Source organism: Peptoanaerobacter stomatis (assembly GCF_000238095.2).
In the GTDB taxonomy this organism is placed as follows: domain Bacteria; phylum Bacillota; class Clostridia; order Peptostreptococcales; family Filifactoraceae; genus Peptoanaerobacter; species Peptoanaerobacter stomatis_A.
In genome coordinates, this window is record NZ_JH815226.1 from 288,257 (window position 1) to 305,254 (window position 16,998).

At 26.9% G+C, this 16,998-nt stretch carries 19 protein-coding genes, 1 rRNA gene and 1 pseudogene; 7 read left to right on the forward strand and 14 right to left on the reverse strand.

Features of this window, described 5'->3' with window-relative positions:
* Positions 1-6: 6 nt before the first annotated feature.
* From HMPREF9630_RS09535 to HMPREF9630_RS09550, 4 genes are all read right to left on the reverse strand, one after another.
* Complete coding sequence (locus HMPREF9630_RS09535; protein ID WP_009528266.1) at positions 7-1,260, reverse strand: hydroxymethylglutaryl-CoA reductase, degradative; 1,254 nt, start codon at positions 1,258-1,260, stop codon at positions 7-9.
* Positions 1,250-1,606 (reverse strand): AtuA-related protein, encoded by a 357-nt coding sequence (locus tag HMPREF9630_RS09540; protein ID WP_009528267.1) that lies wholly within the window; start codon positions 1,604-1,606, stop codon positions 1,250-1,252. The genes HMPREF9630_RS09535 and HMPREF9630_RS09540 overlap by 11 nt, the downstream gene beginning before the upstream one ends.
* Positions 1,606-2,982 (reverse strand): acyclic terpene utilization AtuA family protein, encoded by a 1,377-nt coding sequence (locus tag HMPREF9630_RS09545; protein ID WP_009528268.1) that lies wholly within the window; start codon positions 2,980-2,982, stop codon positions 1,606-1,608. Before HMPREF9630_RS09545 ends, HMPREF9630_RS09540 begins: the two co-directional genes overlap by 1 nt.
* A gap of 261 nt (positions 2,983-3,243) precedes the next feature.
* Positions 3,244-4,791, reverse strand: a complete 1,548-nt coding sequence (locus HMPREF9630_RS09550; RefSeq protein ID WP_009528269.1) for a sigma-54 interaction domain-containing protein — start codon at positions 4,789-4,791, stop codon at positions 3,244-3,246.
* A 575-nt stretch (positions 4,792-5,366) separates the two neighbouring features.
* Between HMPREF9630_RS09550 and moaC the strand changes: the two genes are divergently transcribed.
* Together moaC and moaA are read left to right on the forward strand one after the other, a co-directional pair.
* Positions 5,367-5,840 carry a cyclic pyranopterin monophosphate synthase MoaC gene (moaC, locus tag HMPREF9630_RS09555; RefSeq protein WP_009528270.1) on the forward strand — a complete coding sequence of 158 codons (474 nt, stop codon included), beginning with the start codon at positions 5,367-5,369 and terminating at the stop codon, positions 5,838-5,840.
* Positions 5,830-6,825, forward strand: a complete 996-nt coding sequence (gene moaA, locus HMPREF9630_RS09560) for a GTP 3',8-cyclase MoaA (protein WP_009528293.1) — start codon at positions 5,830-5,832, stop codon at positions 6,823-6,825. The genes moaC and moaA overlap by 11 nt, the downstream gene beginning before the upstream one ends.
* A 129-nt stretch (positions 6,826-6,954) precedes the next feature.
* Here moaA and HMPREF9630_RS09565 read toward each other — a convergent pair whose 3' ends face one another.
* The 3 genes from HMPREF9630_RS09565 to HMPREF9630_RS09575 form a co-directional block, all read right to left on the reverse strand.
* Complete coding sequence (locus HMPREF9630_RS09565) at positions 6,955-7,398, reverse strand: GatB/YqeY domain-containing protein (protein WP_009528271.1); 444 nt, start codon at positions 7,396-7,398, stop codon at positions 6,955-6,957.
* 39 nt (positions 7,399-7,437) lie between these two features.
* Entirely contained in the window at positions 7,438-7,614 is a 177-nt protein-coding gene (gene rpsU / locus HMPREF9630_RS09570) for a 30S ribosomal protein S21 (RefSeq protein WP_009526421.1), read from the reverse strand.
* A gap of 132 nt (positions 7,615-7,746) precedes the next feature.
* Complete coding sequence (locus tag HMPREF9630_RS09575; RefSeq protein ID WP_009528272.1) at positions 7,747-8,082, reverse strand: histidine triad nucleotide-binding protein; 336 nt, start codon at positions 8,080-8,082, stop codon at positions 7,747-7,749.
* Positions 8,083-8,765: 683 nt separating this feature from the next.
* Between HMPREF9630_RS09575 and HMPREF9630_RS09580 the strand changes: the two genes are divergently transcribed.
* The 3 genes from HMPREF9630_RS09580 (at position 8,766) to mscL (ending at position 10,275) form a co-directional block, all read left to right on the forward strand.
* A complete protein-coding gene (locus HMPREF9630_RS09580; protein WP_009528273.1) occupies positions 8,766-9,065 on the forward strand; it encodes a hypothetical protein in 300 nt (99 codons plus the stop codon).
* Between the two features lie 12 nt (positions 9,066-9,077).
* The gene (locus tag HMPREF9630_RS09585) at positions 9,078-9,722 is read left to right on the forward strand and encodes a YigZ family protein (RefSeq protein ID WP_009528274.1); all 645 of its coding nucleotides are present in this window, start codon (positions 9,078-9,080) and stop codon (positions 9,720-9,722) included.
* A 142-nt stretch (positions 9,723-9,864) separates the two neighbouring features.
* On the forward strand, positions 9,865-10,275 hold the full coding sequence (gene mscL, locus HMPREF9630_RS09590; protein ID WP_009528275.1) for a large-conductance mechanosensitive channel protein MscL: 411 nt from the start codon (positions 9,865-9,867) through the stop codon (positions 10,273-10,275).
* A gap of 358 nt (positions 10,276-10,633) precedes the next feature.
* Here the strand turns inward: mscL and HMPREF9630_RS09595 are convergent, their stop codons facing one another.
* The 4 genes from HMPREF9630_RS09595 to HMPREF9630_RS09610 form a co-directional block, all read right to left on the reverse strand.
* Positions 10,634-11,086, reverse strand: a complete 453-nt coding sequence (locus HMPREF9630_RS09595) for an ASCH domain-containing protein (protein WP_009528276.1) — start codon at positions 11,084-11,086, stop codon at positions 10,634-10,636.
* A 100-nt stretch (positions 11,087-11,186) separates the two neighbouring features.
* The gene (locus HMPREF9630_RS09600; protein WP_009526437.1) at positions 11,187-12,299 is read right to left on the reverse strand and encodes an MGDG synthase family glycosyltransferase; all 1,113 of its coding nucleotides are present in this window, start codon (positions 12,297-12,299) and stop codon (positions 11,187-11,189) included.
* Positions 12,300-12,487: 188 nt separating this feature from the next.
* The gene (gene yqeC / locus HMPREF9630_RS09605; protein WP_040465242.1) at positions 12,488-13,324 is read right to left on the reverse strand and encodes a selenium cofactor biosynthesis protein YqeC; all 837 of its coding nucleotides are present in this window, start codon (positions 13,322-13,324) and stop codon (positions 12,488-12,490) included.
* 12 nt (positions 13,325-13,336) lie between these two features.
* Positions 13,337-13,909 carry a rhomboid family intramembrane serine protease gene (locus HMPREF9630_RS09610; RefSeq protein ID WP_009528278.1) on the reverse strand — a complete coding sequence of 191 codons (573 nt, stop codon included), beginning with the start codon at positions 13,907-13,909 and terminating at the stop codon, positions 13,337-13,339.
* Between the two features lie 335 nt (positions 13,910-14,244).
* Here HMPREF9630_RS09610 and HMPREF9630_RS09615 point away from each other — a divergent pair, with 335 nt between their 5' ends.
* Positions 14,245-15,063: an endo alpha-1,4 polygalactosaminidase gene (locus HMPREF9630_RS09615; RefSeq protein WP_009528279.1), complete on the forward strand. Its 819-nt coding sequence runs from the start codon at positions 14,245-14,247 to the stop codon at positions 15,061-15,063.
* Between the two features lie 113 nt (positions 15,064-15,176).
* Positions 15,177-15,290, forward strand: a pseudogene (locus HMPREF9630_RS10745) (hypothetical protein); the annotation flags it as partial.
* A 43-nt stretch (positions 15,291-15,333) separates the two neighbouring features.
* Here HMPREF9630_RS10745 and HMPREF9630_RS09620 read toward each other — a convergent pair.
* The 3 genes from HMPREF9630_RS09620 to rrf form a co-directional block, all read right to left on the reverse strand.
* Complete coding sequence (locus HMPREF9630_RS09620) at positions 15,334-15,840, reverse strand: DNA-deoxyinosine glycosylase (RefSeq protein ID WP_009528280.1); 507 nt, start codon at positions 15,838-15,840, stop codon at positions 15,334-15,336.
* Between the two features lie 211 nt (positions 15,841-16,051).
* A complete protein-coding gene (locus HMPREF9630_RS09625) occupies positions 16,052-16,738 on the reverse strand; it encodes a DUF554 domain-containing protein (RefSeq protein ID WP_009528281.1) in 687 nt (228 codons plus the stop codon).
* Between the two features lie 111 nt (positions 16,739-16,849).
* A 5S ribosomal RNA gene (rrf, locus tag HMPREF9630_RS09630) occupies positions 16,850-16,966 on the reverse strand.
* Positions 16,967-16,998 lie beyond the last annotated feature (32 nt).

The window sequence follows — 16,998 nt, forward strand, 5'->3', positions numbered from 1 at the left end:
AACCTCCTATTTGTTCAATAGAGATTTTGCATAATCTAAATTGATATTTTTATCCTCTATCATCTTTTTTACTATCCTATCAAGTTCTTCACCTTTTGCTCCTGCAGTCACTGCAATATTTTTTGCATGTAATGACATATGCCCTCTTTGTATTCCTTCAGTAGCCAACGCTTTTATAGCTGCCAAGTTTTGTGCAAGACCAACTGAGGCTATTATATCTCCTAATTCTCCTGCTGTTTTTACTCCTAATATTTTTATAGCTGCTTGAGCTACCGGATGTATTTTAGTTGCTCCTCCTACAAGTCCAACTGCAAGTGGTATTTCAATTGTTCCAACAAGATCTCCATCTTTATCTTTTTGCCAAGTAGTTAAAGATTTATATTTTCCTGATATTGCAGCATAAGAATGTGCCCCTGACTCTATTGCACGTGTATCATTTCCTGTAGCTAATACTACAGCAGATATCCCATTCATTATCCCTTTATTATGTGTAGTAGCCCTAAATGGATCTGCATTTGCAAATTTATAAGCAGATATTATTTTATCTACAACTTCTTCACCGCCAAGTGCTTCTTTTTTTACTTTTGTTCTTGATCTGAATAATCTTTCAACAGCCAAATTTGACAATATCCTCAGATATACTTTTCCACCTGTTATTTTTTCTATAAACGGTGCAACAGCTTCTGCCATAGAATTTACTGCATTTGCACCCATAGCATCTAATGTATTTACCTTTAGATGGACAACAATAAAATCTTCATCTTTAGAATTTATAATTCTTACATCTATATCCTTTGCTCCACCACCATATTTTACTAATATGGGATCTCTTTCATTACATATTTTCAAAATTTCATCCTTATGTTCATATATTATTATTCTTGTATAATCTACATCTAAAATATCTGTAACTTGAACCTGTGCAATCATTATTGAACCTGTATTGTTTGTATAAAACCCTCCACTATCTCTTGCCAATTTTGCCGCATTACTTGCAGCTGCAACTACTGATGCTTCCTCTGTAACCATTGGAATTATATAATCTTTACCATTTATCATAAAGTTAAGAGCTACACCAAGTGGTAGTGTGAATCGTCCGATAACGTTTTCTATCATATTATCAGCTTTTTCTATATCCAAAACTTCCGGATTTTGTATAGTTTTTATATGTTTATCTTCTAAATTTGCAAATTCTGCCACTTCTTTTAGTCTTTCTTCTACAGATAATTTATAAAACCCTGAATATGTACTATTTTTCATTTTTTATCCCCTTTCTATAATTCATATAATCTTCCTTATCAATTTCTATTCTCATCATAGCAGACCCCATGGATTTCCCTAAAGAATCTAATCTCAAAGAAGTTGTAGCTCCACCACCAAGAGCATCTTTTAATACAAAATTGAATCCATTTAATGATTCTACTTCATACCTTGTTATATCTCCTTTCACCATATTCTTAAAATGTTGCCTCACCTTTTCTACTGTTAAAACTTTTTTTATAAATTCATAATCACTTGCATCTCTGGCATAAACACATATATTACTTATATTTCCTTTGTCTCCGGAACGTCCATGTGCAATTTCTCTTAAATATATTTTTTCCATTATTTAACCTCCAAAACATTTGATGAAAGTTTTACCATATCTCGCGGAATTAACGTAGGCCAAAGACCTATCACATCCTGAATTCGTGATCTGCCTCCAAAAAAACTTGCCCCTTGTGGACCATTTAATTGTAAAGGAGAAATTTCAGGAATAAGTTTTTTTGCTTCATCCTTTGTCTGAGTTCTTATAGCAATTCTCATTACTACTTCATTCATATTCTTAACTAAATCTTCATCCATGTTTGCAACATCTAAAAGCAGCGCATTAAGACCTATAAAATCTATTCGTATGTCATCATATTTTAAGTTCTTTCTTTTCATTTTTTTCATTATTATTTCTGAAGCAAATTTTGCTTTTTCATAAGCATCCGGCCAAACAAAATTTAGAAAAGTTTCAACTTTATATCCGGCATGATAACCTATTGATAATTTCAATTTTTCCGGTGGAGTTTTTCCTTTAATATTTTTTATTTCCACTTTGTTTTTTTCTATTTCTTTTAAAGAAACTTTGCTTATATCTGCAACAATATCTGGAGTTATATAATTTGCCGGATCATGTATCTCATACAACAGTTGTTCTTTTAAGCTTTGCTCCGTTATCAAACCTCCTGTTGTAGAAGTTTTTGTTATAAACGTTTTATTTTTTGTGACTTCTGCAATAGGAAAACCTAAATTATCCATATCAGGTACATCACGCCAAGCATAATCAAAATTTCCACCTGATGCTTGTCCCCCGCATTCAAGCAAATGACCTACAATAATACCTCTTGCTATGTTATCATAATCATCGTTGCTCCACTTAAATTCGTGCATCAATGGAGATAGAAAAAGTGCCGAATCTGCTGCTCTGCCTGTTACTACTATATCTGCTCCTTCTTCTAAGCACTCAATTATAGGCTCTCTGCCAAAATAAACGTTTGCATTTAGTATAGAATCTTTTATTTCTTCTAATTTCCTTCCGTTGTCTGAATTTATAAATTCATAGCCTTCCTCCATAAGCCCTAAAAGTTCATCTTTTAAATCATCTCCTAAAACATATCCTATTTTAAAATCTTTCATATAATTTTTTTTAGAAACATATTCTATCTGTTTGACTGCTTCTTCTACATTTACGCCACCTGCATTTGAAATAATTTTTACCTTTTTTTCAAATGCCTCTTTACCAATCATCTCAAAAAGATTTATAAAATCTTTTGCAAACCCTGCTTTCGGATCTTTATTTTTTTGCTTTTGCAATATAGACATAGTTAGTTCTGCTAAATAATCACAAGCCATATAATTAAGATTTCCATTTTTTACCATGTCTATTGCAGCATCAGGACTGTCGCCCCAAAATCCTTGCCCTCCACCTATTCTTATAACCTTACCTTCATTCACAACACAAACTCCTTTCTCCTTAAAAGTATTAAATTTAATAATATAATGACTAACATAATTTATTTTTATACATTAAATCTACATAAAACAAAATACTTTAAATAAAACTATTTTTTTATAAATGCTTTCTACCAATATTATAAAGCAAAATTTGTGCCAAAATAAAAAGATATGAAAAAACCTTTTAAATATAAGATTTTCATATCTTTTTATTAATCATATTATATTAAATTTTTTGCCATTTTAGGCAAAATAATATATCTATTTTGTCACTTTTGGCAATATTATGTTATAAGCTTTAATTTTCCTATATATAGTTCTTTCACTTATATTTAGCATGGTTTTTGCTGCATTTATATTATAATTGCAAACTCTAAGTGTATTTTCAATTATTTCTTTTTCTTTTTCTTGTACATGTTCCTGTAAAGTCGTTGATATAGTTTTATTTTTTATATTTTGCAATCTTTTTGGAAGATTTTCTATTTCTATTGAGTTACCATTCGCTAAAATAACACAATGTTCAATGCAATTTTTCAACTCTCTTATATTTCCAGGCCAATTATATTCTAATAATATATCATATGCTTCTTTAGATACCATAAGATTTTTATTATACTTTAAATTATATTTCTGTAAAAAATAATTTATAAATAGAGTTATATCAACTCCACGCTTACGAAGTGGAGGTAATTCTAACGTTACAACAGATAATCTGTAAAATAAATCTTGTCTAAAACTACCGTCTTCAATTTTGCTTTCAAGTTTCTGATTTGTTGCTGCAATAACTCTAACATCTACTTTTATATTCTGACCTCCACCTATTTTTTCAATTTCTCCAGTTTCCAAAGTTCTAAGCAGCTTAGCTTGCATAGATAAAGACATATCTCCTACTTCATCTAAAAATATAGTTCCTTTATCGGCCATTTGAAATTTACCTACCTGACCTGTTTTCTTAGCTCCGGTAAATGCACCTGCATAATACCCAAACATTTCACTTTCAATAAGATTTTCAGGAATTGCCGCACAATTCAATATAATAAAAGGCTCATCTGCTCTTTTTGAATTTTTATGTATAAATTTTGCAAGTATATCTTTTCCTGATCCGTTTTCTCCCAAAATTAAAACTGAAGCGTCCGTTTTGGCTACAGAAAGCGATTTGGTTATTAGATTCAAAAAATTTTTATTTTTCCCCACTATCTTTAACTCTTTTAATTTTTCTTGTGCAATCAGTTTTTCATTATATTGTGATGCAACATTTGATATTCTTATTACTTCCTGATTTAAATAATTCAGCTCAGTAACATCAGTAAAAATTGAATATGCTCCTGCAAATGTATTGTTTACAAAAAATGGGTATATTCTTACATTAACATATTTTTCAATACTTTTAATAAGATGATTGCTCTTAATTATAGGCTTTTTAGTTTTTAAAACTTCTATAATAGATGCATTGCTTTCTATATTTTGTATATATTTACCGATTACTTTATTTAAAGGAACTCCAAGAATTTTGGGATAATTTTTATTGGCATAAAATATTCTACCAAATTCATCTATTATTATTACTGCTTCCTCTATATCTTCTACAATGTTCAAAAACATATTATTTGAATTTTTTTCCTGTAAATAGCATATTAATTCCTTTTCTATATAACCTACAATTTTCTCTTTGTCTTTAAAATAAATTATTTCAGAATTTATTTTAGAAACATCTATTTTATCTATTGATATATCTACAGGAAGTACAGGTATATTATCCAATCTTTCTTCATTATGTTCTTTTAAGCTTATAATTTTTGATATTTTCATAAAAAAACACCCTTGCTAAAATTAAAAATATGTAAATCTTATTAATGACATATTAATTTGTATTATTATGCTCATATTAGCATAAAATAAATAATTAAGTCAAGCATTCGTCTTTTATATTATTATCCTAATGCTTTATTAAAATCTCATAATATCTAAAAATGCTTATTGAAAGTATATATTTTTTAATAACTTTATATAATTAAAATCTACTCGAATACATCTCGTAAAAAATACTTTCTTGATTTTATCATCCTTATATGCTAAGATGAATATAATAGCTTAATTGTAAAGTTTTTTACTATTTAAATCCTTATAAAAATATAAGAAAAGAAATATTTTATAAGCTCATTCTAATCAATACTAAAACTCAATAAAACGATAGAAATCTTGTATAAATTTAGTAAAAATATAACACTATTTATTAAACTTTAAATATAGATTATCTATTATTTTATTATGGATTAGTATAAATCTAATCAATGTCATTTCTCATAATTTTATCTTATTTTGTAATTGGATAATAAATTACTTTATATTAATACGTTTCTTATAAGCTGTTGCTGGAGGCATTTATGGATTTTACTCATATAGACAAAAATGGCAATGCCATAATGGTTGATATATCAGATAAAGATATAACTGACAGAGTTGCAGTTGCAAGTGGATATATAAAATTAAATGAAGAAATAATTTCTTCAATAAAAAATATAAGCAATAAAAAAGGTGATGTTTTAAGTGTAGCAAGGATAGCAGGTATAATGGCTGTAAAAAATACATCAAGTGCAATTCCTCTATGTCATACCTTGCTTATCAATAAATGCACAGTTGATTTTGAAATAGATGAACAAAATTATACAGTAAAGTCAACTTGCACAGTGTCTTGCACAGGCAAAACAGGTGTAGAAATGGAGGCTTTGCATGGGGTAAGCATAGCACTGCTTACAATATATGATATGTGCAAAGCAATAGACAAATCGATGGTAATATACGACATTCACCTTGACGAAAAAAGTGGCGGAAAAAGTGGAGATTATAATGCTCGATAGATTTGGTAGAAATATAGATTATGTAAGAATATCACTAACAGACAGATGCAATCTGAGTTGTGTTTATTGTATGCCTAAAGGAGTTCCTATAAAGTTTTTGGATATGTCCGAATTATTAAGCATTGATGAAATTTATTATATATGCGAAATTTTGTCAGATCTCGGCATAAAAAAAATAAAATTAACAGGTGGAGAACCACTGTTAAGGCACGATATAATAGACGTAATACAAAAAATACGTTCAATAAAGAATATAGAAAAAATAACTTTGACTACAAATGGTGTGTTATTGAACAGATATTTTGACAGATTATATGAAAATGGCATAAGAGATATAAATATGAGTTTAGACTCTCTAAACCCACAAAAATATGAACAAATAACAAATTTTAAACTTGACAATATAATAAAAAATCTAAACCATATAATATCTTATAAAGATATGAACATAAAAATAAATGTAGTTCCAATAAACACGCAAATAGATGATATACTCGCACTTGTTGAGCTTGCAAAAAATACTGATATAAAAGTAAGATTTATAGAAATGATGCCAATAGGATACGGTAATAATTTTGAATTTTTATCCAATGAAAAAATATTGGAGATAATCTCTAATAAATATGGCAATTATAAAAAGTCTGAAAAAGTGCATGGCAATGGTCCTGCTACCTACTTCTCTTTTGAAAACTTTAAATCTGATATAGGTCTTATATCTGCTGTATCTCATATGTTCTGTGATAGTTGCAATCGCATAAGAATAACTTGTGATGGTAAACTTAAACCTTGCTTGGACTATGACTCTACACTTGATATAAAAGAGTTAATAAATCAAAATATAAACCAACATGATTTAAAAGAAAAGATAAAAAATGTTATATTCAACAAACCTCAAAGCCACAATTTTTTAAAAAATATAATAACTGATAAAAATAATATGCTCATAAAAAAAGATACAAGAAAGATGTATCAAATAGGTGGATAATAAAATGCTGTAAATCAATTATTTGAAATACAGCATTTTATTTGTATGTATGCTTAAGCTCTTAAATACAAAAAAAGAGCTGCCTTATGGCAACCCTTTAAATTGTTCTATTAAAATTTTAATAAACTCTTATTTAAAAAACTCTGATACTAAGTTATTTATTCTTCTGCCGTCAGCTTTTCCTTTCACCTTCGGCATCAAAATTCCCATTATCTTACCCATATCTTTTACAGATGTGGCACCTACTTGTTCAACAGCTTGTTTTATATACTCTCTAAGCTCATCATCAGTAAGCTGCTTAGGTAAATAAGTTAAAAGAATTTTAATTTCTTCTTCTGTTTGGCTTATCAAATCATCTCTGCCTGCTTTTTTAAAATCAACAAGAGCTTCATTTCGTTGCTTCAACTGTTTGGATACTATATCCATAACATCTGTGTCATCGAGTTCTACTCTTTCGTCAACTTCTTTTTGTTTAATTGCGGCACGAACGAGAGTCACAACTGATTTCCTGACCTGATCCTTATTTTTCATAGCATCTTTAAGGTCATTAGTCAATCGTTCTTTGAGAGTCATTTCAATTCACCTCATTATATGTTAATTTATTCAACGAATTTATCTCTTTTTCTTTCTTGCTGCTTCTGCTTTTTTCTTTCTTTTTACACTTGGTTTGTCATAATGTTCTCTTTTTCTAACTTCTGACATTACTCCTGACAAAGCACATTGTCTTTTAAATCTTTTAAGTGCACTATCTAATGATTCATTTTCTTTTACTTTAATTTCAGTTGCCATCTTCTTCCCTCCCCTCAAAATAAACAAAATTGCAGATATGAAGAAGCCTTTTCAGAAAAAATAAAATTTTAATACTCAAGTATTATATAATTAATTTACAATTTTTTCAAGTATTTTATTTTATACTAAAATTTAACCCGGAGGCCATTGAAGATTTCTTCCTGATAATATATGAAAATGTAAATGCTCGACTGTCTGTCCACCTTGCTCTCCCGTATTACATACAACTCTAAATCCTGCATCCAATTTTTGATCTAATGCTATTTTTTGTATTGCATTAAATATAGATATTTTTATTCTATCATCATCCAAGTCTTTTATATTATCATAATGTTTTTTAGGTACCAACACTATATGTACAGGTGCTTGCGGATCTATATCATTAAACGCATATACATAGTCATCTTCGTATACTTTTGCACTTGGGATATCTCCGCCAACTATCTTGCAAAATATACAATCACTCATTTATAACACCTCCTCATCAATGTAAAATAGATATGAGAAAATTTAAATAATTCTACATATTAACACTGTTACTATTAAATAATAAGTAAGATAAAAATATTTTCTATCCAATATATATTATTTTTTAACAGTTTTTAGTATTAATCTTTGAATAAAACGCTATTATATGTCTTATAATCTCAAAAATTTAATAAAAATCCACTTTGTGAATTATTTTTCGTAAAAACTGAGCAACATTTATTCAAGTTTTAAATTTTTTCACATCTTTAATATAAAAATTATACCATAGTATGTATATAAAATCAAATAATCAATAAACTCATCATCTTTAGATTCATAATACTATATCTTTATTAAAATAAAGTGAAAACTTAATAATAAAGAAAAAATTACAAAAAATAATCTACCAAAAAAGGTAGATTATTTTTTGTAATTAAATTAAAAATATCAGCACATAATGTTGATGTAATAATAATATAACAAAAAAAACAATCTGTCAATATTTTGATTAAATTTTTAACTAAAATTTTCTTATAATGAAATAAAAAAACAATTCACATATATTATATAAAGTTGTAAAATTAATTTATATTATATTTTGGCTCTACTTTACTAATAATATGGTTTATTTAAAAAAAACTTAGGGTATGATTATTAAAATTATATTTTATCAGGAGGTTATTATGAAATATGGTTCTACTCCTTTTGAAGAAATAATTTTCGCTATGATGCTATATGTAGAACACACTGATGTATCTCGTCTAAAAGAATATAAAATGAACTCTTTAAATTCTTTAATCTCATCAAGAAATGAGTATTATCTCGAGGATACTTATGATGAATATTATGAAGATGTTGATGATATGTTAAATGAAAGTAATGCTAATTTTTTCGATGATTCACATTTTGATTCTGAAAGCTTTACTTGTTATGGAATATTAGATGATGATGATTTATCTGATTATGATAAACTTTTAAAATAATTGGTACTGATTATGAGAGAATACAAAACTGTACTTAACAATGCAAATGATGAAATTATAATAGAAAAATCAAGATTTATAGGTTATAGTTTTCATATATCATCACAAGATGAGGCTGAAAATTTTATAAAATCTATAAAAAAACAACATTATGATGCTACACACAACTGTTATGCTTATATATTAAATGATGATATGAGTGTAATGAAATGCAGCGATGACAAAGAGCCTAGTTCAACTGCAGGAGTTCCTATGCTTGAAGTGTTAAAAAAACAAAATATAACAAACTGCCTGATAATTGCTACAAGATATTTTGGTGGTATAAAATTAGGGGCAGGAGGACTTACAAGAGCATACTCAAAAACTGCAAAAATAGCGCTTTCTTCAAATACCATAGTCGAAAAAAGAATATTTAAGCAATTGGAAATAAGTATAGATTATAATCTTATAGGAAAAATTCAAAAATTTATAGAAAATAATCATATACTATCTAAAGCTCCTGAATTTTTTGAAAGTGTAAAGTTCATATTATATGAAAAACACGAAAATTTAGGAAATTTAAAACAGGATTTATTAAATATAACTAACGGAAATATAATTATAGAAGAAAAAGATGAAGTGTATATAGATTTTATAGATGAAGTAGCTAAAATTTGAACTACAGACTTTAATTTTCAAAAAAATACCTTATCCTAATAAATTCATAATTGATTTATCATGTATTTTTTGATACACTATAACTTATTTTTAAATTGGCATCAGTACCAATATATGTATTATACAATCAGGAGGATATTTTATGGGCTTTATTAAGGAATTTAAAGAATTTTCAATAAAAGGCAATGTTATTGATATGGCTGTAGGGGTGATAATAGGGGGTGCGTTCGGAAAGATAGTCACATCTCTTGTAAATGACATAATCATGCCTTTGATATCAAAAATAACCGGAGAAATAAATTTTACAAACTTAAAAATTGTACTTAGTCAAGAAAATAACGAAAAAGGAATAGAACAAATAGCTCTAAACTATGGTAATTTTATACAAAACATAGTTGATTTTATAATAATTGCACTTTGTATATTTGCATTTATAAAAGTTATAAACTCAATGAAAAAACAAGAAGAAGAGATTGAAGAAGCAAAAGAAGATGAACCTACTAAAGAAGAGGTTCTACTTACAGAGATAAGAGACTTGTTAAAGCAAAGATAAATACCGTATTCACAATATATTATAAATCGAATTTATGCTAAATTTCTTTGTAGACTATTGACTGTATACGACTTCTATTAGTTATGTTTTTGCAATATATCTTGCCAGAATTATATTTGTTTATTCAATAGTTCTATAGAATTTCAGTATCATTCACTAATTAACAGTGCACACTATATTATAAAAAATGGATATCATCTGTGTTTTAATACACAAATAATATCCATTTTTTAATTTTTCAGAGTTTTTATAATAAAATCTTATAGAATAATATAAATTTAGAATCATTGCTTATTTAAATAAATAATTTATATTAATGTTGTATAGTTATATTATTTATTCTATTAGATAGTATTAATCAAGATTTATAAACAACTTCAAATTCTTCACATACCACATTCATATTTGTTTCAAACTCAAGTCCTGTTTCAGATAATTCTTTTTTAAAAAATTCTTCGTGTACTTTTTGCCAATATCTTAAGCTTCTATCTCCTTCACCCTCTTTGTAAGCGTGATTTTCAGAAACTTTGTTAAATGGTGTAATGTACACTTTGCTTGTTTGTATTATGCAAACCGCTTCGTTTTTTGAATTTAAAATTATACTATATTCACCTTCTTTGGGTATTTCTTCACCCTCTAATTCATATAATATATGAGCTGATGCTGTAGCAGTTTTTTTACCGCTAACTACAAGTGTTGAAAGCTCATCCGCTTGTACGTCACTGATACCGAATTGCCATGAACTGAATGTTTTATTTTCTACAATGTTGTTCTTAGTGACAAATTCATTCCATAGTTCTATATCTTTCACAAATATTTCTTCCTTTATTATTTAAAAATTCTTTATATTATTTTGATAAAATTGAGTAATTAATACATATTAAATCTTTAAGCAACTTTTTGTATAAAATTTACATATTTATTAAAAACTTGCATATATCTGTTGCTGCATTCGGTTTTCTTATCATTGATATATTTTTTTTCATATTTTCTAATTTTTCCTGATAACAATATAGTTGATAAAATGCTTCATCAACCGGAAATGTCGGTGTTGAATAAACCGCACAACCATTATTTGTCAAGAACTCTACGTTTCTTTCTTCTTGACCTGGTATAGGATTTACCATTATCATAGGAAGATTCTTTGATAAAACTTCACAGCTTGTAAGACCTCCAGGTTTAGTTATTACTAAATCACAGGCACTCATCATAACATCTACATTATCAACAAAGCCATATATTTTTACATTGTGATGAAATTTTGTCTTTTCCAAATCTTTTTTACTTTTTTTACTGTTTCCGCATACTACCAATAATTCAAAATCATCTAATATATGGTCTATTCTCTTTACCATTTTAACTATGTTTCCATATCCCATTGAGCCTGACATAAATAAAATAGTCTTTTTATTTTCATTCAATCCAAGCATTCTTTTCGCTTCCATTTTGTTGATATGCACATTGAATTTATCATTTATAGGTATTCCAAATGGCAGTATTTTTTCTTTTTTTATGCCTTTTTTTACAGCCTGATATGTCAAAAGCTCGCTTGCAGTTACAAAATAATCCAAATTTGATAATCTACACCAATGAGGATGTATTGTAAAATCTGTTATTATTCCAACAGATATAACATCTATAAGTTTTTTTTCTAACATCAGATTTATCAATTGAGCTGAAAATATATGTGTGCTTATAACTATATCCGGATAAAATTCTTCTTCAAAATATGTCAACAATTTTTGTGTAAATAAATAGTTTACTACATTATCTCCAGCATCTTTTGTTTCTTTTTCATCCATAATCTCCTGATATCTATACCCTCCGGCATATAGATATGGAAATACTGTCGTTGATAATATATAGCTTTTAGATATTCCTTCTTGCAAAACAGGGGATATATATTCAAAAGAATCTATAATTTTACATTCCACATTGTCATATTTTTCAAATTCTATTTTTAAGGCGTTAGCTGTAGAATTGTGCCCTCCGCCTACTTTATTTGTAAGTATAAGTATTTTCATAGGCTTCCTCATTAAAATAATAGTCAAGAAATCAGTTTATCGTAATATTATAAAATAATTGAAATTTATTGTAAAGTTAAAGATATGTTTTTATATGTTTCAGAATAAATATTTTTTACGCATTTCAAATATCTAAATCAAAACTTTTCTTTATAGAAAATTTATATTATGAAATATTTTTTAAATTTTCACTTCATTTTCTTAGTAACTATCTTTATATCTGTGTCTTCTAACATTTTTTTTAACTTATTATAAACATTATAGTCTGATTTAAGTTTATTTATACATAATATTTTTTCACCTTTTGAATTCTTAAAAAGTCCGTTTTTTATTGTTATAAGTTTGTATATATGCTCTATGGATATTGTTTTTTCTTCATTTTCAAAATTATCTGATACTATATTTTTTACAAATTCTTCTTCGTTATAGACATTATCTTTTATCGGTTTTCCTATCATATTTATGTCAAATATGGCTATAGTTTTTGTAGTATATTTTGAAATTACCGGTTCATATATTTGGGGAAATTTTAATGACTTTTCCTTAGCTCCGTCCGACTCCAAGAATATATATTCAAATTTATCTTTAAATAGTTCTATTTGTTCATCTGTTATATGAGCAAATTTTTTATTTGATTTTCCTATAAGAATCTCAGATAAAAAGTAATATATATATCCCCTTTTTTTATGAAAATTTGCTTTTTTTTGAGATATTATATATCTTTTAGAAAACTTAATATTTTTAAATATATATTTTTTATTAAAATAATGTATCCTATTTTTCAATAAAATCAATTCTTCTAAATAATTTTCTGATTTCAATGTATTATTTTTTAAAAAATATTCTTTATATATTTCAAAATTTTCTCTATTCATTATCAGATAATTGTATTTTCCCAATTTAGGCAATCTCATTTTTGTAGTAGTAGATATTAAAATATCGTTAAATTTTGATAAATTTTGTGCACAGTCTTCTATGAAAGTTGTTTTTCCCCCGGCACCTACTACACTTATAATCTCGCTCATAGTCATCACCAATCATATTTTTGATTTATTCATATAATATCCGTATATACTACCAATTATTCCACCTATTATATGTGTTGAATTCGAAATATTATCTCTTACAAAAACAGCGTCTACTACCTGCCCTCCAATATACACAAAAGCGACTAATATAAAAGTAAGAGGTATTTTTCCATATTCAAAACTTGTAATAGATGACACCAATATAAATGCAAACACTACACCGCTTGCTCCAAGCAATGCAACATTTGGGAAAAATATTATGCTTACTATACCGCTTATAAATGCCGTTATAAGTATCATTATTATTATATTCAAGCTTCCATATTTTTCTTCTAATAAAGGTCCTACTATTAGCATCAACAGCATGTTATTTATATAATGCGACCAATCACTATGACCAAGCACATGCGTGAACAGCCTTATATATGTAAGCGGATCAAAAAAACTTGAACGATATACACAAAATAATAGTTTATTTGAATTACCACCTGTAAATATATCAAGCAATAAGGCTAAAAAACTTATGAAGACAAATGAAAGCACTACCGGTGAATTAAATTTTATTTTATTAAATATTTCCATAATCTACCTCATATTTTATAATTTATCATATAAAAATATAATATTAATCTAATTTGAAATCAATCTATAAACAAATAAATTCTAATAAAAATTTTAACATAATTAAATATATTCGTCAAAATTTAAAATATCTATTTTAAAATAAATATGATATACTGTGATTACATACTTATACCAAAACTTATTTAAATTATATAGATTTATATTTTACCACTCTATATTCAATATTGTAGATTTTTATTAATTATATGCATACTTCTATCAAATTTTAGCATTAAATATAATTTTTTTTTATACAATAGTCAATGTATTGTTTTAATAATATTGGAGTTAAAATGAATTTAAAACTTTTTAAAATGCTCTTTATAATAATATTTATCGCTTCTACAAGTACATTTTCATACTCTGAAAATCTGCCTAAATATGGTGTTTTTTTAAATATATCAGAAGACAATTTATACAAATTATACAACTATGACATAGTTGTAATAGATGCACAAAATTTTTCAAAAAAAGCCATAAATGTTCTTAAAAGCAAGGGTATTACAGTTTATTCTTACTTAAATATAGGCTCTATTGAAAACTTCAGACCTTACTATAACAATTTTAAAAATATAATTTTAAAAAACTATGAAAATTGGGAAGAAGAATATTGGATTGATATTTCAAATAAAAAATGGCATGATTTTATAATCAACACTCTTGCAAAATCTCTCATAGACAAAGGTATTGACGGTTTTTTCATAGACAATACAGATGTGTATTACTACAATGAGAGTGAACAAATATTTGATGGTGTCTCAGAGTTACTAAAAGATTTAAAAAAATATAATAAAGATGTCATAATAAATGGCGGAGATTTTTTTATAGACAAATATTACAAAAAATACAAGAGTGTAAATAACATCTTAAATGGAATAAATCAAGAAAGCGTATTTTCTTCAATTGATTTCAAGAATAATAAGCTTATAAGTCAAACAAAGGAAACAAATTCATACTACAAAGAACACTTAAAAAAATACAAACATTTAGGCATTAAAATATATATAACTGAATATACAACTAATAAACTTCTAATACAAAAAATAAAATATTACTGTATTAAAAACGGATATCACTATTATATATCTGACAGTATAGAATTAGATATATAATAGGCTTAAATTAGACTTGTTCGATTACATACAGTCAATGACCGTAAATATCTAAAATTTCACATTTAAAAAAAATAGCTTTTCTAATATTAATTTTTACAATTACTTTTAGCTATTTTAAGATGAAATTTAAAAATAAATCTTTTGAAGAAATATACGATTTTATAGCTGTCAAGGCAGTTGTTAAGGAATTAAAAGATTGCTATGGTGTAATAAGTATAGTTCACATAAAATTGAGTTATCAAACAAGTCTATTAATATTTTTTAAGCTTAAATGTATTCAAGTATGACTTTCCAGCTATTCACCAATTTATCAAGCGAATAGCTTGCATTGGCAGGACTTGTACTCGGTAAATTGACCACCTCATAATCATATATTTTACCTTGATACATATTGTAATATTTATATGATGTATTACCATTACAAAAAACTTTTTTTACATCAGAATGTTCAAATATATCAGATAAGTCTGTAGGTACTACATTTTTTATACTGCTGTCACTCGATGCAATTATATCACATTTATATATTGCATCCCATACAGCTATCCCCTTGTCAAGCAAAAAGCTTCTCCTTTCAGCAATATCATCAGATATTTCAATCTCAAAAAGTTTCGATAAAACTTTCCAAAATCTATTTTGCTTATGCCCATAAAAAAATCCAACTTCTCTTGTTTTAACAGATGGAAAACTGCCAAGTATAAGTATTTTTGAATTTTTATCATAAAGAGATTCTAATGGATGCACTATTGTATTATAAACATTATTTTCTTTCAAAATCATAATCTCCTATCATACAGAAAATTGAAATTAATATCAAATTTAACAGTAATAAAAATTTGTATTATACAAATTGATAATATCCCAAAAAACTAATTAAAATTCAGTTTATTAATGGAATATCTTTAATTTGCTCTTTAATGCGATATATTAACAATTTATATGCAAACAAACATATTTACTAAATTTTTCTAAAAATATTATATAGCTACAATATTTTAAAAACTCCAAATATTATAGGAATGAATATAGCTAAAACCATATTAGCAACTTTTATATTAGAATTTGTCAAAAGATTTATACCCATACCCAATATTATTATGCCACCCACAGCAGATATAGAGTCAATTATATTTTCACCAAGAATATTGCTGAGAGCACCTGCAAGTAAAACAAATATTCCTTGATATAAAATGACAGATAAGCTGGAAAAAATAACCCCATATCCAAGGCTTGTAGTAAATATACATGCAACAATACCATCTATAAGTGTTTTTGCAAGAAGAGTGTCTCCAGAACCGTTAAGTCCGGCCTGCAATGACCCCACTATACCCATAGCTCCCGCACAAAATAATATAGATGTAGTAACAAACCCTTCCGAAAACTTAGAATTTTCATTATTTGCAGCAATTTTATTTTCTAACAATTTGCCAAATTTATTAATACTGTTATCTATATCTAAAATCTCGCCAATTATAGTGCCTATCGCCAATGAAATCACAATCACAGATATGTTTTTACCTGATAGGCTTGTTTCTATTCCAATATACAATACTACCAATCCCATTGCTTTCATAAGTGAATTACTCACTCTTTCCGGTATCCCATTACTAAGCAATAATCCAATAATAGAACCAAGCAAAATTCCAAGACCATTTAGTAAATTATAAATCAAATTTCTCCCTCATTTCAATTATTATAATAAAATATAATATATATATAATAAATAAAAAAGAGAAAAAAAGCAATAAAAAAAGACAAGCATAAATGCCTGCCTCCTTTATCCAATTGGCTATGACCTACTCTCCCAAGACCCTGCGGTCTAAGTACCATCAGCGATGAAGAGCTTAACTTCTGTGTTCGGTATGGGTACAGGTGTATCCTCTCCTCTTTTATAACCATATTGTTTCTTTCGATTGATATACTTCGCATAAC

Coding starts and splice junctions, on each gene's coding strand:
- moaA (WP_009528293.1), top strand. CDS start 5,830: ATGCTCGATAGATTTGGTAGAAATATAGATTATGTAAGAATATCACTA.
- HMPREF9630_RS09565 (WP_009528271.1), bottom strand. CDS start 7,398: ATGACTCTCAAAGAACGATTGACTAATGACCTTAAAGATGCTATGAAA.
- HMPREF9630_RS09600 (WP_009526437.1), bottom strand. CDS start 12,299: ATGAAAATACTTATACTTACAAATAAAGTAGGCGGAGGGCACAATTCT.
- HMPREF9630_RS09585 (WP_009528274.1), top strand. CDS start 9,078: ATGAGAGAATACAAAACTGTACTTAACAATGCAAATGATGAAATTATA.
- HMPREF9630_RS09610 (WP_009528278.1), bottom strand. CDS start 13,909: ATGGAAATATTTAATAAAATAAAATTTAATTCACCGGTAGTGCTTTCA.
- yqeC (WP_040465242.1), bottom strand. CDS start 13,324: ATGAGCGAGATTATAAGTGTAGTAGGTGCCGGGGGAAAAACAACTTTC.
- HMPREF9630_RS09580 (WP_009528273.1), top strand. CDS start 8,766: ATGAAATATGGTTCTACTCCTTTTGAAGAAATAATTTTCGCTATGATG.
- HMPREF9630_RS09535 (WP_009528266.1), bottom strand. CDS start 1,260: ATGAAAAATAGTACATATTCAGGGTTTTATAAATTATCTGTAGAAGAA.
- HMPREF9630_RS09615 (WP_009528279.1), top strand. CDS start 14,245: ATGAATTTAAAACTTTTTAAAATGCTCTTTATAATAATATTTATCGCT.
- HMPREF9630_RS09540 (WP_009528267.1), bottom strand. CDS start 1,606: ATGGAAAAAATATATTTAAGAGAAATTGCACATGGACGTTCCGGAGAC.
- HMPREF9630_RS09575 (WP_009528272.1), bottom strand. CDS start 8,082: ATGAGTGATTGTATATTTTGCAAGATAGTTGGCGGAGATATCCCAAGT.
- rpsU (WP_009526421.1), bottom strand. CDS start 7,614: ATGGCAACTGAAATTAAAGTAAAAGAAAATGAATCATTAGATAGTGCA.
- mscL (WP_009528275.1), top strand. CDS start 9,865: ATGGGCTTTATTAAGGAATTTAAAGAATTTTCAATAAAAGGCAATGTT.
- HMPREF9630_RS09550 (WP_009528269.1), bottom strand. CDS start 4,791: ATGAAAATATCAAAAATTATAAGCTTAAAAGAACATAATGAAGAAAGA.
- moaC (WP_009528270.1), top strand. CDS start 5,367: ATGGATTTTACTCATATAGACAAAAATGGCAATGCCATAATGGTTGAT.